This is a genomic window from Pseudomonas sp. P5_109, assembly GCF_034009455.1.
Lineage (GTDB): Bacteria > Pseudomonadota > Gammaproteobacteria > Pseudomonadales > Pseudomonadaceae > Aquipseudomonas.
On the sequence record NZ_CP125380.1, the window covers coordinates 5702714 to 5717843 of the forward strand.

14 protein-coding genes are annotated in these 15130 nt (G+C 59.6%); 9 read left to right on the top strand and 5 right to left on the bottom strand.

The window, feature by feature from the left end; genetic code table 11:
• Nucleotides 1-140: 140 nt before the first annotated feature.
• Both QMK54_RS25270 and QMK54_RS25275 read left to right on the top strand, forming a co-directional pair.
• Nucleotides 141-2090, top strand: a complete 1950-nt coding sequence (locus QMK54_RS25270; protein WP_223591692.1) for an LTA synthase family protein — start codon at nt 141-143, stop codon at nt 2088-2090.
• A 53-nt stretch (nt 2091-2143) separates the two neighbouring features.
• Nucleotides 2144-2887, top strand: a complete 744-nt coding sequence (locus QMK54_RS25275; RefSeq protein ID WP_110662839.1) for a phosphatase PAP2 family protein — start codon at nt 2144-2146, stop codon at nt 2885-2887.
• Between the two features lie 228 nt (nt 2888-3115).
• On the opposite strand, the gene groL is transcribed toward QMK54_RS25275, so the two are convergent.
• From groL to QMK54_RS25295, 4 genes are all read right to left on the bottom strand, one after another.
• On the bottom strand, nt 3116-4762 hold the full coding sequence (gene groL, locus QMK54_RS25280) for a chaperonin GroEL (protein WP_008053540.1): 1647 nt from the start codon (nt 4760-4762) through the stop codon (nt 3116-3118).
• 49 nt (nt 4763-4811) lie between these two features.
• The gene (locus tag QMK54_RS25285; protein WP_007985847.1) at nt 4812-5105 is read right to left on the bottom strand and encodes a co-chaperone GroES; all 294 of its coding nucleotides are present in this window, start codon (nt 5103-5105) and stop codon (nt 4812-4814) included.
• Between the two features lie 248 nt (nt 5106-5353).
• The gene (locus QMK54_RS25290; protein ID WP_320401521.1) at nt 5354-5830 is read right to left on the bottom strand and encodes an FxsA family protein; all 477 of its coding nucleotides are present in this window, start codon (nt 5828-5830) and stop codon (nt 5354-5356) included.
• A 66-nt stretch (nt 5831-5896) separates the two neighbouring features.
• Nucleotides 5897-6628 (bottom strand): HugZ family protein, encoded by a 732-nt coding sequence (locus QMK54_RS25295; protein ID WP_320401522.1) that lies wholly within the window; start codon nt 6626-6628, stop codon nt 5897-5899.
• Nucleotides 6629-6780: 152 nt separating this feature from the next.
• On the opposite strand from QMK54_RS25295, the gene QMK54_RS25300 reads away from it, so the two are divergent.
• Nucleotides 6781-7539 carry an SDR family oxidoreductase gene (locus QMK54_RS25300; protein ID WP_320401523.1) on the top strand — a complete coding sequence of 253 codons (759 nt, stop codon included), beginning with the start codon at nt 6781-6783 and terminating at the stop codon, nt 7537-7539.
• A gap of 133 nt (nt 7540-7672) precedes the next feature.
• Here the strand turns inward: QMK54_RS25300 and apbC are convergent, their stop codons facing one another.
• Nucleotides 7673-8767 carry an iron-sulfur cluster carrier protein ApbC gene (apbC, locus tag QMK54_RS25305; protein WP_110660410.1) on the bottom strand — a complete coding sequence of 365 codons (1095 nt, stop codon included), beginning with the start codon at nt 8765-8767 and terminating at the stop codon, nt 7673-7675.
• A gap of 333 nt (nt 8768-9100) precedes the next feature.
• Here apbC and metG point away from each other — a divergent pair, with 333 nt between their 5' ends.
• From metG to QMK54_RS25335, 6 genes are all read left to right on the top strand, one after another.
• Complete coding sequence (gene metG, locus QMK54_RS25310) at nt 9101-11152, top strand: methionine--tRNA ligase (RefSeq protein ID WP_110660411.1); 2052 nt, start codon at nt 9101-9103, stop codon at nt 11150-11152.
• 223 nt (nt 11153-11375) lie between these two features.
• Nucleotides 11376-11945: an electron transport complex protein RnfA gene (locus QMK54_RS25315; protein WP_110660412.1), complete on the top strand. Its 570-nt coding sequence runs from the start codon at nt 11376-11378 to the stop codon at nt 11943-11945.
• The gene (rsxB, locus tag QMK54_RS25320; RefSeq protein ID WP_320401524.1) at nt 11942-12955 is read left to right on the top strand and encodes an electron transport complex subunit RsxB; all 1014 of its coding nucleotides are present in this window, start codon (nt 11942-11944) and stop codon (nt 12953-12955) included. The genes QMK54_RS25315 and rsxB overlap by 4 nt, the downstream gene beginning before the upstream one ends.
• The gene (locus QMK54_RS25325) at nt 12942-13928 is read left to right on the top strand and encodes an RnfABCDGE type electron transport complex subunit D (protein ID WP_110662580.1); all 987 of its coding nucleotides are present in this window, start codon (nt 12942-12944) and stop codon (nt 13926-13928) included. The genes rsxB and QMK54_RS25325 overlap by 14 nt, the downstream gene beginning before the upstream one ends.
• Nucleotides 13925-14536, top strand: coding sequence for an RnfABCDGE type electron transport complex subunit G (locus tag QMK54_RS25330; protein ID WP_110662579.1), 612 nt, complete (start codon nt 13925-13927; stop codon nt 14534-14536). Before QMK54_RS25325 ends, QMK54_RS25330 begins: the two co-directional genes overlap by 4 nt.
• Complete coding sequence (locus QMK54_RS25335) at nt 14529-15113, top strand: Rnf-Nqr domain containing protein (RefSeq protein WP_110662581.1); 585 nt, start codon at nt 14529-14531, stop codon at nt 15111-15113. Before QMK54_RS25330 ends, QMK54_RS25335 begins: the two co-directional genes overlap by 8 nt.
• Nucleotides 15114-15130: the final 17 nt, after the last annotated feature.

Sequence of the window (15130 nt, forward strand, 5' to 3'; positions counted from 1 at the left end):
TCACGGCTAGGGGAAGGCTATGAGTGAATCAATTCGTTCAACCAAAAGGTAAGATTGACAAGTTTTTCACTATCGAATCACACGTTGACTACAGCGGATGATGAAGACTGTCACGCGATTGATAATAAGGAATGTAGAAAATGGACTCTTTGAAGACGGCACCCATGCGTTTTTTGCTGCTGGTGACCGGCACCTGGCTGGCAATTTTTTTTCTGACTCGAACAGTCCTGCTCCTCACACACCTGGATGAGGCCGGAAGCGGCTTCCTGTCGGTGTTTGGTATCGGGCTGCTCTACGACCTGGGTTTCATTGCCTACGCGGCACTGCCCATGGGCCTCTACTTGTTGCTGTGCCCGCCGGCCCTTTGGCGCACTCGTGGCCATCGCTGGTTTCTTCAAGGTCTGTTGACCGTCAGCCTGTTCGCGATGCTGTTCACCTCGGTGGCCGAGTGGCTGTTCTGGGATGAATTCGGCGTTCGCTTCAACTTCATCGCCGTCGACTACCTGGTGTATTCCGACGAAGTACTGAACAACCTGCTGGAGTCATACCCGATCGGCACGCTGCTGAGCATCCTCGCCGTGCTGGCCGTGGTCCTGAGTTTTGCATTGCGCAAACCCTTCAAAGCTGCACTCGATGCGCCGTTGCCGCCGCTGCGTGGCCGCCTGCTCAATGCACTCGGCTTGTTGATCGTCGCCGGCCTGAGCCTGCAGTTGCTCAGCCAGGATGCCCCGCGCGCCCAGGGCGGCAACGCCTATCAGAATGAACTGGCGAGCAATGGCCCTTATCAGTTCTTCGCGGCATTCCGTAACAACGAACTGGATTACCCGCAGTTCTACAGCACACTGCCGTCGGCCGTGGCTGCCCAACAGATTCGCGCTGAACTGGCCGAGCCCAATGCCCGCTTCGTGGGTGAAGACCCGCAGGACATACGCCGGCAGATCGATAACCCCGGCGCACCGCGCAAACCCAATATCGTGCTGGTCACCATTGAAAGCTTCAGCGCCAAGTACATGGGCAGCAACGGCGACACCCGTAACCTGACCCCCAATCTTGATGCCTTGCGCAAGCAGAGCCTGTACTTCAATAATTTCTACGCCACCGGCACCCGCACCGACCGCGGCCTGGAAGCCATCACCCTGGCGATTCCGCCGACGCCAGGCCGCTCGATCGTCAAGCGCGTGGGTCGTGAAAGCGGCTTTGCCAGCCTTGGCCAGCAACTCAATGCCGTGGGCTACGACAGCGTATTTGTTTACGGCGGGCGCGGTTACTTCGACAACATGAATGCGTTCTTCAGCGGTAACGGCTACCGCATCGTGGACCAGAGCAGCGTTGAGGAGTCGGAGATTCACTTCAAGAATGCCTGGGGCATGGCTGATGAGGATCTCTACAATCAGACACTGAAACTGGCCGATGCCGACTACGCCAAGCAGCAGCCATTCCTGCTGCAATTGATGACGACATCCAACCATCGCCCTTACACCTATCCGGACAACCGGATCGACATCAAGTCGGGCAACGGCCGTGACGGCGCAGTGAAATACACCGACTACGCGATTGGTCGGTTCCTTGATCAGGCGCGGCAAAAACCCTGGTTTGACAATACAATCTTCATCTTTGTCGCCGATCACACCGCAGGCAGCGCCGGCAAGGAAGACTTGCCTATCGCCAACTATCAGATTCCGCTGTTCATCTATGCACCCAAGTTGATCGAAGCCCGGGAAACGGCACAATTGGCCAGCCAGATCGATCTGGCGCCTACTTTGCTGGGACTGCTCAATCTGGATTATGAATCGACATTTTTTGGACGTAACCTGTTGCAAGATAACCCGCTGCCACCACGGGTGGTGGTCGGCAACTATCAGCACCTCGGGTTGTTCGACGGCAAGGACCTGGCAATTTTGAGTCCTCGCCAGGGATTGCGTCGTCATGATGAAGCGCTGACCGAAAGCCGCGAATCCCGGTCCAGTGCCGATGACCCGCTGATTACTCGCGCCATCAGCTATTACCAAACCGCCAGTTATGGCTTCAAGCAACAGCTGCTTGGCTGGAAGGCGCCCAAGGAGGGTGTCGGTCAAGTCGGCGAACGTTAACCGAATCGCCCCGGGCTGATGCCCCGGGGCTTTTCCTTTGTTCAGGATCCACCATGTCATCAACCGCTGTCCGCCCCGTTCCTCGTCCACTCAACTTCTGGGTGTGCCTGGGGGTTCCCGCCGTTGCGGCGATCATTCTGGTGTTGCTCGAACTGACTTCACTGGACATGGACCTCGCCAAACTATTCTATGACCCGGTCGCGGGCGACTTCATCGGTCGGCACAGTTACTTCCTGGAAAACATCCTGCACGATCGCGCCAAGCAAGTGGTCATCGCCTTCTCGGTGTTTGCCATCCTCGGTTATATCGCTTCGTTCTTCATGACCAGGCTCAAACCGCTCAAGCGCGAGCTAGGCTGCCTGGTGCTGTCCCTGGGCCTGGCGACCTCCTTTGTCACGCCCATGAAAGCGGTGACCGCGGTGCAGTGCCCGTGGAGCCTCGAGCAGTTCGGCGGCCATGAAACGTACAGTGAACTGTTGAGCCCTCGCCCGCATACCGATAAACCGGGACGTTGCTGGCCTGGCGGCCATGCAGCCACCGGCTTTACCCTGTTTGCGCTGTTTTTCGTCTTGCGTGACCGTCGCCCACGCATGGCTCGGGCAGCATTAGTCTTCGCCTTTGCCTTGGGCTCGGTGTTCTCCATCGGGCGAATGATGCAGGGCGCGCACTTCTTCTCACACAACGTGTGGACGGCGGTGTTCTGCTGGCTGATTTGCCTGGGGTCGTACTACTACGTTCTGTATCGACCGGCGTTGAAGGTTGTGCAGGAGACAAAGGCGGAACCGGTCAGTGCCTGAACTGACGCCTTCGCGGGCAAGCCACGCTCCCACAGGAACTACGCAATAACCTGTGAGAGCGGGCTTGCTCGCGAAAGCGGACTGTCAGTCGAGGACTATTTTGACTGATGCACCGCCTTCGCGAGCAAGCCCGCTCACACTGGATCGATGTGAACATTGAAATCCGGACAATAAAAAACCCCGCCTGCTTGCGCAGGCGGGGTTTTTTCGTACAGGGGTAAGGCTGGCTTACATCATGCCGCCCATGCCGCCCATACCGCCCATGTCTGGCATACCGCCGCCAGCACCGCCGTCTTTCTTCGGTGCATCAGCAACAGCAGCTTCGGTGGTCAGGATCAGACCGCCGATCGACGATGCAGCTTGCAGAGCGGAACGGGTGACCTTGGTTGGGTCCAGGATGCCCATTTCGATCATGTCGCCGTATTCGCCAGTCGCAGCGTTGTAACCGAAGTTACCTTTGCCGTTCTTGACTTCGTTGACCACAACGCTTGGCTCGTCACCGCTGTTGGCAGCGATCTGACGCAGCGGTGCTTCAACGGCACGGCGCAGAACTGCGATACCGACGTCCTGATCAGCGTTGTCGCCTTTCAGATCGTTCAGGGTTTGCAGAGCGCGAATCAGCGCAACGCCACCGCCAGGTACCACGCCTTCTTCAACGGCTGCACGGGTTGCGTGCAGGGCGTCTTCAACGCGGGCTTTCTTCTCTTTCATTTCAACTTCGGAACCAGCGCCAACCTTGATCACTGCAACGCCACCGGACAACTTGGCCAGGCGCTCTTGCAGTTTTTCACGGTCGTAGTCCGAGGAAGTTTCGGCAACCTGGGCACGGATCTGGGCAATGCGGGACTCGATGTCGCCTGCTACGCCAGCACCGTCAACGATGATGGTGTTTTCCTTGGAAATGGTCACACGCTTGGCGCTGCCCAGGTTTTCCAGGGTAGCGGCTTCCAGGCTCAGGCCGATCTCTTCGGAGATAACGGTACCGCCAGTCAGAACGGCGATATCCTGCAGCATGGCCTTGCGACGGTCGCCGAAGCCTGGAGCCTTGACGGCTGCAACCTTGACGATGCCACGCATGTTGTTCACGACCAGAGTCGCCAGGGCTTCGCCTTCAACGTCTTCGGAAACGATCAGCAGTGGGCGGCCGGCTTTGGCAACGGCTTCCAGCACTGGCAGCATTTCGCGGATGTTCGAGATCTTCTTGTCGACCAGCAGAACCAGCGGGTTGTCCAGCTCGGCAACCATGGTTTCCGGCTTGTTGACGAAGTACGGGGACAGGTAGCCACGGTCGAACTGCATGCCTTCTACAACCGACAGTTCGTTTTCCAGGCCAGTGCCTTCTTCAACGGTGATCACGCCTTCTTTACCGACTTTTTCCATGGCTTCGGCAATGATGTCGCCGATGGAATTGTCGGAGTTGGCGGAGATGGTACCTACCTGAGCGATTGCCTTGGTGTCAGCGCATGGCTTGGACAGGTTTTTCAGCTCTTTGACGATGGCGATGGTCGCCTTGTCGATGCCGCGCTTCAGATCCATCGGGTTCATGCCGGCAGCGACGGCTTTCAGGCCTTCGTTGACGATCGACTGAGCCAGAACGGTAGCGGTGGTAGTACCGTCACCAGCGTCATCGTTGGCACGGGAGGCAACGTCTTTGACCAGCTGCGCGCCCATGTTTTCGAAACGGTCTTCCAGTTCGATTTCTTTGGCAACGGAAACGCCGTCCTTGGTGATGGTCGGAGCGCCGAAGCTCTTCTCGATGATCACGTTACGGCCTTTCGGGCCCAGGGTCGCTTTTACTGCGTCAGCCAGGACGTTGACGCCCTTGAGCATCTTTTTACGGGCGGAATCGCCAAACAGAACTTCTTTAGCAGCCATGATCGATATTCCTTAAATACTTTGTAGTAGTGGAAAATGAACGGGGGTATCAGCCTTCGATAACAGCGAGGATTTCGTTCTCGCTCATTACCAGCAGGTCTTCGCCGTCGACTTTCACAGTGTTGCTGCCGGAGTAAGGACCGAACACAACCTTGTCGCCCACTTTCACGGACAGTGCACGCACTTCACCGTTTTCCAGTACGCGGCCGGTGCCTACAGCGAGGATTTCGCCGCTGTTGGCTTTTTCAGCAGCCGAACCTGGCAGGACGATACCGCCGGCGGTTTTCTTTTCTTCTTCGCTGCGACGGATGACGACGCGGTCATGCAGAGGACGAAGCTTCATTGTCGATCTCTCCTAATTGTGGTTTTCATCGGCCGGTGTAGTCCCGGCGGGTTTAACAAAGGCCGGCGTTGCCGGTTGCGGTTCGTCAAGCGAACCGCGGAAGTCTGTCTGGCGTGATCGCCAGAAACCTTGCGGTGACCGTTACATAAGGGCGCATAAGCTTATTACAAGGGCGGGGCTCGAAAATTTTTCAGATCGAGGCTCCGCAAGCGAACACGGCACCCGAAGGTGCCGTGTCGATCTGTGTATTACTTGGTATCGCGGTGTTCGAACTCGCCTTCGATCACGTTGGGCTCGCGGCCCAGCGGCTCGCGCGGGGCCGGGCCGCCACGGGCCTGCAGGTCATCGGCGAACGCCCGCTGACGCATGGCCTGCTCTTCGGCGCGCTGGCGCATTTTATTGGCCAGCAGACGACGACTGAACGGCAGCAGCATGAACAGGCCGATCACATCGCTGATGAAACCCGGAAGAATCAACAGGCCACCAGCCAATGCCAGCATCAGGCCTTCGAGCATGGTCTGGGCCGGCAGTTCGCCGCGGCTCAGGCTTTCACGGGCACGCAGGGCCGTGGCCAGGCCGGCGACACGCAGCACGAACACACCGAACATCGAGCCAAGAATGATCAGCAGCAGGGCCGGGAAAAACCCGATAGACCCTGCCACCTTGACGAATACGAACAGCTCCAACACCGGGAACAGCAGAAAGAGCAACAAAAAAGGGCGCATCAAATGGTTCCTCAACGCAAGAATGCCTTGCCAGTTCACCTTAGATGACGTCGCCGTTTCGTGATTTCAAGCGTCGGCCACTTCATTTTTCGGCCAATGTTCGGCGTGAGCCAGAGAAACCAAGGCTTCGCGGACTTGTGTCGGGGTATTACAAGGCGCTTGGAACGGCAACCAGTACAGGCTTTGACCGATACGCAAGTGCATGCCTTCTGTGTCGATACCGACCATCTGCGCCGGCGAAGTTTTCGGCAGGCCCGCCAGGTCCACGTAGTGGGCAATGGCTTTGGCATGATCGGCGTTCATGTGCTCGACCATGCTCACCTCGGCCTTGCCGGCGAACGGGTTGGCCAGGGCCAGGTCGTTGACCCAGTGAATCGCGCCAAAACCACCGATATAGCGATGGCGTACAGGCTCGAGCACCCAGAAATCGAAATCGTGGGCCTGGTGATAACCCTGCGACTCCGGGAAGTAGCGGTAGTAACGCTCGGAGGCGGCCTCGATGGCGGCTTCGTCTTCGATCTGATGAGCCTCGGCCAGATAGGTCAGGCGACCGACAGCTTGCACGTCCTCAGCCCCGCGCTCGCCGACAAAGAGCGAGCACTTCGGATCTTTTTGCAAATTATGCGTGTGCTGGGCGATGCGACTGATCAGGATCAGCGGCCGGCCCAGCTCGTCCAGACAGTACGGAACCACGGAGCCGAACGGAAAACCGGGCATCGATTTGGAGTGCGTCGAGAGTACCCCACGGTATTCCTTGAGAAGCAATTCTCGTGCATGCTTGGCCACTTCAACGCTCAATTTATGACTCCTTAATTAGAATCCGTCAAAAAAACGGATCGGCCACTGGTAAAAGTACCAGCACGCCATTGGGGGCAATTCTCAAGTGCCAAGGTAGGCGTGAAAGAGAAGATGCCTAATAAGAAAACACCCAGACCTACCGGGGCATGCGAATGCAACTCACTGACAAAGTAATCATTATCACTGGCGGTTGCCAGGGTTTAGGTCGCTCCATGGCCGAGTATTTCGCCAGCAAGGGCGCGAAGCTCGCACTGGTCGACCTCAATCAGGAAAAACTCGACGACGCCGTCGCGGCCTGCAAGGCCAAGGGTGTCGAAGCGCGCGCTTACCTGTGCAACGTCGCCAATGAAGAACAGGTGACCCACATGGTCGCCCAGGTCGCCGAAGACTTCGGCGCGATCCACGGTTTGATCAACAACGCCGGGATCCTGCGCGACGGCCTGTTGCTCAAGGTCAAGGATGGCGAAATGACCAAAATGAGCCTGGCCCAGTGGCAGGCGGTCATCGACGTCAACCTGACCGGCGTGTTCCTGTGCACCCGTGAAGTCGCGGCGAAAATGGTCGAGCTGAACAACAGCGGCGCGATCATCAATATCTCGTCGATTTCCCGCGCCGGCAACGTCGGTCAGACCAACTACTCGGCGGCCAAGGCCGGTGTCGCGGCGGCGACCGTGACCTGGGCCAAGGAACTGGCGCGCTATGGCATTCGCGTGGCCGGCATTGCACCGGGCTTCATCGAAACCGAAATGACCCTGGGCATGAAGCCTGAAGCGCTGGAGAAAATGACCGCCGGGATTCCGCTCAAGCGCATGGGCAAGCCGGAAGAGATCGCCCATTCGGCGGCGTACATCTTCGAGAACGACTATTACACCGGTCGGATTCTGGAGATGGATGGCGGGTTGCGGATCTAACCCTGACACAAAACCAATGTGGGAGCGGGCTTGCTCGCGAAGGCGATAGATCAGTCAACTTATTGGTTGAATGACACACCGCTTTCGCGAGCAAGCCCGCTCCCACATTTGGTCAGTATTTATCTGAAGAATATCAATCGTCACTGATGCTGATGTTCGGCATCGCCGGCGTCAACGCTTCCTGCAACACAATCCGCGCGCCAACGTGACGGGCCAGTTCCTGGTAAACCAGGGCGATCGGGCTGTCAGGCTCGGCGATCACCGTTGGCTTGCCGCCATCGGCCTGTTCGCGGATGGTCATCGCCAGCGGCAGCGAAGCCAGCAGTTCGACGCCATACTGGTTGGCCAGCTTCACGCCGCCACCCTCGCCGAACAGATGCTCGGCATGGCCGCAGTTCGAGCAGATGTGCACGGCCATGTTTTCCACCACGCCCAGCACCGGAATGTTGACCTTGCGGAACATTTCCACGCCCTTTCGCGCGTCCAGCAATGCCAGGTCCTGCGGGGTGGTAACGATGACCGCACCGGCCACCGGCACTTTCTGCGCCAGGGTCAGCTGGATATCACCGGTGCCTGGCGGCATGTCGATGACCAGATAATCCAGGTCGCCCCATGCCGTCTGGGTTACCAGTTGCAGCAAGGCACCGGAGACCATCGGACCACGCCAGACCATCGGCGTGTTGTCGTCGGTCAGGAAGGCCATGGACATCACTTCCACACCATGGGACTTGAGCGGAACGAACCACTTCTGATCCTTGACCTCGGGACGGGTGCGCTCGGGGATGCCGAACATGATGCCCTGGCTCGGACCGTAGATGTCCGCATCGAGAATCCCGACCTTGGCGCCTTCACGAGCCAGGGCCAGGGCCAGGTTGGCCGCCGTGGTGGACTTGCCCACGCCGCCCTTGCCGGAGGCCACGGCTACCACGTTCTTGACGTTGGCCAGCCCCGGAATCTGTGCCTGGGCCTTGTGTGCAGCGATCACGCTAGTGATCTCGACACGGGCACTGGCCACGCCATCCAACCCCTGAATGGCCATTTCCAGCATCTGCGCCCAGCCACTCTTGAACAGACCGGCGGCGTAACCCAGTTCGAGCTGAACGCTGACGCGGTCGCCCTGGATCTCGATGTTGCGCACGCACCCGGCGCTGACCGGGTCCTGGTTCAGGTAAGGGTCGGTGTATTGGCGAAGGACGGCTTCCACCGCTGCGCGATTGACGGCGCTCATGGGCAACTCCGAAAACAGGACTTGGAAAAGATGACAGGTATCGTACCTGTTCCGCGCCCGAGGCGGCATGCTTGTAGATCATTTGTTGCCAATGCATGACTGTGGCGAGGGAGCTTGCTCCCGCTGGGTGGCGAAGCCGCCCCAATTCCGGCAGCCCGGTTCCTGCAGACTAATCGCATCAGCTTGATTACGACTGCTGCGCAGTCGAACGGGGGCAAGCCCCCTCGCCACAGGTTTCACCGGCTATGCATCCGGAAACAGGCTCACAGGGTGAAAAATATGCGCCAGCGCTTTATAGTGGCCGACCTCCGTTTCATCAAGTAGCCGAGCCCCATGTCCGAGCCACGCAAGATCCTCGTCACCAGCGCCCTGCCCTATGCCAATGGTTCGATTCACCTTGGCCATATGCTGGAATACATCCAGACCGATATGTGGGTGCGCTTCCAGAAGCACCGCGGCAATCAATGCATCTATGTCTGCGCCGACGACGCCCACGGTTCGGCGATCATGCTGCGCGCGGAAAAGGAAGGCATCACCCCGGAACAACTGATCGCCAACGTCCAGGCTGAACACAGCGCCGACTTTGCCGACTTCCTGGTGGACTTCGACAACTTCCACTCCACTCACGCCGAAGAAAACCGTGAGCTGTCGAGCCAGATCTACCTGAAGCTGCGTGACGCCGGGCACATCGCCACGCGCTCGATCACCCAGTACTTCGACCCGGAAAAAAAAATGTTCCTGGCCGACCGCTTCATCAAGGGCACTTGCCCGAAATGCGGCACTGAAGACCAGTACGGCGACAACTGCGAAAAATGCGGCGCGACCTACGCACCGACCGACCTGAAGGATCCGAAGTCGGCAATCTCCGGCGCCACCCCGGTGCTCAAGGATTCCCAGCACTTCTTCTTCAAGCTGCCTGACTTCCAGGCCATGTTGCAGACCTGGACCCGCAGCGGCACCCTGCAGGATGCCGTCGCCAACAAGATCGCCGAATGGCTGGATGCCGGCCTGCAACAGTGGGACATCTCCCGCGATGCGCCGTACTTCGGTTTCGAGATTCCCGACGAGCCGGGCAAATACTTCTACGTCTGGCTGGATGCGCCGATCGGCTACATGGCCAGCTTCAAGAACCTCTGCAACCGCACGCCGGAGCTGGACTTCGACGCGTTCTGGGGCAAGGACTCCACCGCCGAGCTGTACCACTTCATCGGCAAGGACATCGTCAACTTCCACGCCCTGTTCTGGCCAGCCATGCTCGAAGGTGCGGGCTACCGCAAGCCGACCGGGATCAACGTGCACGGCTACCTGACCGTCAACGGCCAGAAGATGTCCAAGTCCCGTGGCACTTTCATCAAGGCCCGGACCTACCTGGACCACCTGTCGCCGGAATACCTGCGTTACTACTACGCGGCCAAGCTGGGCCGGGGCGTCGATGACCTCGACCTGAACCTCGAAGACTTCGTGCAGAAGGTCAACTCCGACCTGGTGGGCAAGGTCGTCAACATCGCCAGCCGTTGCGCCGGGTTCATCAATAAAGGCAACGCCGGCGTGATGGTCGACACCAACGCCGCGCCGGAACTGACCGACGCATTCCTGGCCGCCGCGCCAAGCATCGCCGACGCCTATGAAGCCCGCGACTTCGCCCGCGCCATGCGCGAGATCATGGGCCTGGCCGACCGCGCCAACGCCTGGATCGCCGACAAGGCACCGTGGTCGCTGAACAAGCAGGAAGGCAAGCAGGACGAAGTCCAGGCCATCTGCGCCACCGGCGTCAACCTGTTCCGCCAACTGGTGATCTTCCTCAAGCCTGTGCTGCCGTTGCTGGCCGCCGATGCCGAGGCGTTCCTGAATGTCGCGCCGCTGACCTGGAACGACCACGCGACCTTGCTCAGCAATCATCAATTGAACGAGTTCAAGCCATTGATGACCCGGATCGATCCGGTCAAGGTACAGGCCATGACCGACGCTTCGAAAGAAGACCTGACCGCCAGCCAGACCGACACCGGCGAAGCCGCACCGGCCGGCAACGGCGAGCTGGCCAAGGATCCGTTGTCGCCGGAAATCGAGTTCGACACCTTTGCCGCGGTCGATTTGCGCGTCGCCCTGATCGTCAAGGCCGAACACGTGGAAGGCGCCGACAAGCTGTTGCGCCTGACCCTGGACATCGGCGACGAGACGCGCAACGTGTTCTCCGGGATCAAGAGCGCTTACCCGGACCCATCGAAGCTCGATGGTCGCCTGACCATGATGATCGCCAACCTCAAGCCACGGAAAATGAAGTTCGGCATCTCCGAAGGCATGGTGATGGCGGCCGGTCCTGGCGGTGAAGAGATCTACCTGCTCAGCCCTGACAGCGGCGCCAAGCCGGGCCAGCGCATCAAGTAAGGCCTGCGGCAAATCGATCCCACAGTCGTGCCTGGCGCGGCTGTGGGATTTTCATGTCTGGCCCACCCTCCGTCCTTGCCGGATAATGCCTAAGCTCCTGTAGGAGCGAGTTGGCTCGCGATGGTCGTCAACGATAATGCGTGCCCACAGGTTGAACGCGGCGCTCTTGAGTCCATCGCGAGCAAGCTCGCTCCTACAACAACTGTTCCTGCCGGCATGAACAATGACCGAAATCCTGCTTACGCTTATCAGCGCCGCCCTGATCAACAACCTCGTGTTGCACTGGCCGCTGGCCGTCGATCCGCTGTTGGCCGGCCAGCGCCGTCAGGTCCATGCCCTGGGCATTGCGACAACGTGCCTGATGCTGATCGTGGGCATGCTCGGCTACGCGCTCTATCACTGGCTGCTGGTGCCCCTGCAATTGACGGCGCTGCGTCTTTTTGTGTTTCTGCCATTGAGCGTACTGCTGATTGGCCCGTTGCTGAATCTGCTGCCACGGGTGTTTTCGACACTGCCGTTCGAAGGCCTCTGGCCGTTGCTACTGGGCAATGCCGGCGTACTCGGCGTGGCCTTGTTCAATGCTCAAGAGGACAAGGGCTTGCTTCACGCCACGGCCTTGAGCCTCGGTGCGGGGTTGGGCTTCTGGCTGGTGTTGAGCCTGTTCACTGACTTGCGTGAGCGCACGGCCGACAACGATGTGCCCCTGCCCTTTCGCGGCCTGCCGATCGACCTGATCGGTGCCGGCCTGATCGCAGTGGTTTTTCTCGGATTCAGCGGACTGATCAAAACATGAGTCTGATTCAAAGCATCGACGCACTCTTGCCGCAAACCCAATGCGGCAAGTGCGGCCACCCCGGGTGCAAGCCGTACGCCGAAGGCATCGCCAACGGTGAGCCGATCAACAAGTGCCCACCCGGCGGCAACGAAACCATCGCGGCACTGGCCGAACTGCTGAAGGTGCCGGTGCTGGAACTGGACATCACTCGCGGCTCGGCACCCGCGCAGATCGCCTACATCCGCGAAGCCGAGTGCATTGGTTGCACCAAGTGCATCCAGGCCTGCCCGATCGATGCCATCGTCGGCGCAGCCAAGCTGATGCATACGGTCATTATCGATGAGTGCACCGGTTGCGATCTGTGCGTGGCGCCGTGCCCGGTGGACTGCATCGAAATGCGCCCATTGCTGGCCAATACGGTACTGCCCGTTGTCGGCGGCCTGGCCCTGACACCGCAAGCGCGGCAGGCCCGCACCCTCAAGCGCGATCACGCGCGGCGCCGCTTCGAACAACGCAATGCCCGCTTGCTGCGTGAGGAGCAACAGAAAATCGCCGAGCGCCAGGCCCGACAACGAGTCGCGCAACCTGCGCAAACAGCAGTCGACCCGGTACAGGCCGCTCTCGAGCGTGTCCGCGCACAGAAAGCCGCCAATGCCGATGCCGCGTTGAAAAAGGCCAAGATCGATGTGGCGATGAGTCGGGCACAACTGCACAAATCGCTGAAGGCCTTCGGGCATCCGCCGACCTTCGAGCAGCAATCGCAGCTGATCGTCCTGCAACAGCAGTTTGAAGCCGCCGAAAAAAACCTGGCGCAACTGGAAAGCGCCGCCCCGCCAGCCCCTGCGCCGACGATCACCGCCGTGCCATCAAATGATGCCGAGCTGAAACGGGCCAAGATCCAGTTGGCCATGCGCCGCGCCGAACTGAAGAAGGCTCAGGCCAACGAAGCACCGGCGGAACAAATCGAAGCCCTGGAGCGCGCACTCGGCGAGGCCGAACGCCAGGTGAACGCCCATGCCGGCCCTTGAAGCAGTCGATGGTCGCCTGCAGCAGGCGATGAAGCTGGTGCTGCTGGCCACCCTGCCGGGAGTGCTCGCGGCGTTCTGGCTGTACGGCTGGGGTGTATTGATCAATCTGGTCCTGGCGACCGCAGCGGCGGTGGCCGTCGAAGCCGCCGTCGTGCAATGGCGCAAGCACCCCCTGAGACCCACCCTGAGCGACGGTAGCGCGCTGGTCAGTGCCACCTTGCTGGCCTTGGCGCTGCCGCCTTACTGCCCATGGTGGCTGACTCTCAGTGCTGGCGCTTTTGCGATGGTCTTTGGCAAGCACTTGTATGGCGGCGTCGGCTCGAATCCCTTCAATCCGGCGATGCTCGGTTTTGCTCTGGTGCTAGTGAGCTTTCCCCAAGCCATGACCCATTGGCCATCGCCCCATGGCATGGACCTGCTCAGTGGCTTGCAGCAAGTGTTTGGTGTCGGCCAGGCACCGGATGCGTGGGTGCAGGCCACGGCACTGGATAGTCTGCGGATCAACAAAAGCCTGACCATGGATGAACTGTTTGCCGCCAACCCCGCATTCGGCCACTACGGCGGCCGGGGTGTTGAATGGATGAACCTGGCGTTCCTGGCGGGCGGAATGTTTCTCCTGCAGCGACGGGTCATCAGTTGGCATGCCCCGGTCGGCATGCTGGCCAGCCTGTTCATCATCAGCCTGCTGTGCTGGAACGGTTCGGGCTCCGACTCCCATGGCTCACCCCTGTTTCACCTGCTGACCGGCGCGACGATGCTGGGGGCGTTCTTTATCATCACCGAACCGGTATCCGGTGCCAGAAGCCCCGGGGCAAAACTTCTGTTCGGCGTCGGCGTCGGGCTCCTGACTTACTTGATTCGTACCTGGGGCGGTTATCCGGACGGCATCGCCTTTGCCGTTCTGTCGATGAACCTGTGCGTACCGGCGCTGGAGCGGTTCGTGGCGGCCAGACAACAGCCGGAGGCACCATGAGCCGGTCATCGAGCATTGCGCTTCTGGTACTTTTGGCCGCACTTGGCCTTGGTGTGACGTACTTCGTGCAACTCGGCAGCGCGTCGCGCATTGCCGCCGAACAGCGCCTGATCGACAGCCGTAATCTGCTGGACCTGATCGCGCCGGAAAGCTACGACAATCAACCACTCGAACACCCCATCAAGTTCGAAGCAACCGCCCTGACCAACAGCACTGTGCTCGGTGGTTATCTGGCGACCCAGGCCGATCAACCCGTCGCGGTCTTGCTGCGCAGTCAAACCATTGGCTACGCCGGTGCCATCGACCTGCTGGTCGCTGTCGATGCCAATGGCAGGTTGCTGGGCGTCAAAACCCTCAAACAGTCAGAAACACAAGGACTGGGAGCACGGATCGCCGACTGGCCTAATTCATGGCTGCAGATTTTTTCCGGCAAATCTCGAACAGAACCCGGCGAAAGCGGCTGGGCGCTGAAAAAGGATCAGGGGCAGTTCGATCAGATCGCAGGCGCAACCATCACCTCAAGAGCGGTGATCAATGCTGTCCACGATGCCTTGCGCTACTTCGATGAACACCGGCAACAACTGCTCGGAAAACCTGCCCATGGATAACTCATCGACTCTGCGCAATTGCTTGATGCTGACTCCGCTGATCGGCGCCACCCACTCGCTGACGGCCGCACTTGGCCTGTGCCTGATGTTCATGCTGGTGACCCAGTTGTTCAGTCTGGTCATGGGCGCCCTGCGATCCAGACTGGTCCCGACGGCCCGCTTGCTGGCCAGCATCCTGTTGGCCGCCACGCTTACCAGTTGCGCGGAACTCATGGCACAAGCCTGGTCGCTGCAATGGCAGCAGCATCTGGGGTTCTATGGCGCCTTGATCGCCTTGCAATGCGTCGTACTGGAATACACCGGGTTCTTTCAGAACGACTGGCGGCAACGCCTGCGACTCAATGGCCTGTTTGTCACGCTGATGATCGCGCTGAGCCTGCTGCGCGAACTCATTGGCAACGGAACACTTGGAAACCATCTATCGTGGCTGATCGGCGCAACGCAAACTGACTGGCAAGGCTGGGTGCTGGTGGCTGATGGCGGCCTGCGCCTGGCCACATTGGTCCCCGGCGGATTCATTCTGCTCGGACTGCTGATCGCCGCCTGGCAGGCCTGGCGCCCCACGCCCACACTTTGATTGCCTTTGAGGAAACG

Coding starts and splice junctions, on each gene's coding strand:
- QMK54_RS25270 (WP_223591692.1), top strand. CDS start 141: ATGGACTCTTTGAAGACGGCACCCATGCGTTTTTTGCTGCTGGTGACC.
- QMK54_RS25275 (WP_110662839.1), top strand. CDS start 2,144: ATGTCATCAACCGCTGTCCGCCCCGTTCCTCGTCCACTCAACTTCTGG.
- groL (WP_008053540.1), bottom strand. CDS start 4,762: ATGGCTGCTAAAGAAGTTCTGTTTGGCGATTCCGCCCGTAAAAAGATG.
- QMK54_RS25285 (WP_007985847.1), bottom strand. CDS start 5,105: ATGAAGCTTCGTCCTCTGCATGACCGCGTCGTCATCCGTCGCAGCGAA.
- QMK54_RS25290 (WP_320401521.1), bottom strand. CDS start 5,830: ATGCGCCCTTTTTTGTTGCTCTTTCTGCTGTTCCCGGTGTTGGAGCTG.
- QMK54_RS25300 (WP_320401523.1), top strand. CDS start 6,781: ATGCAACTCACTGACAAAGTAATCATTATCACTGGCGGTTGCCAGGGT.
- apbC (WP_110660410.1), bottom strand. CDS start 8,767: ATGAGCGCCGTCAATCGCGCAGCGGTGGAAGCCGTCCTTCGCCAATAC.
- metG (WP_110660411.1), top strand. CDS start 9,101: ATGTCCGAGCCACGCAAGATCCTCGTCACCAGCGCCCTGCCCTATGCC.
- QMK54_RS25315 (WP_110660412.1), top strand. CDS start 11,376: ATGACCGAAATCCTGCTTACGCTTATCAGCGCCGCCCTGATCAACAAC.
- rsxB (WP_320401524.1), top strand. CDS start 11,942: ATGAGTCTGATTCAAAGCATCGACGCACTCTTGCCGCAAACCCAATGC.
- QMK54_RS25325 (WP_110662580.1), top strand. CDS start 12,942: ATGCCGGCCCTTGAAGCAGTCGATGGTCGCCTGCAGCAGGCGATGAAG.
- QMK54_RS25330 (WP_110662579.1), top strand. CDS start 13,925: ATGAGCCGGTCATCGAGCATTGCGCTTCTGGTACTTTTGGCCGCACTT.
- QMK54_RS25335 (WP_110662581.1), top strand. CDS start 14,529: ATGGATAACTCATCGACTCTGCGCAATTGCTTGATGCTGACTCCGCTG.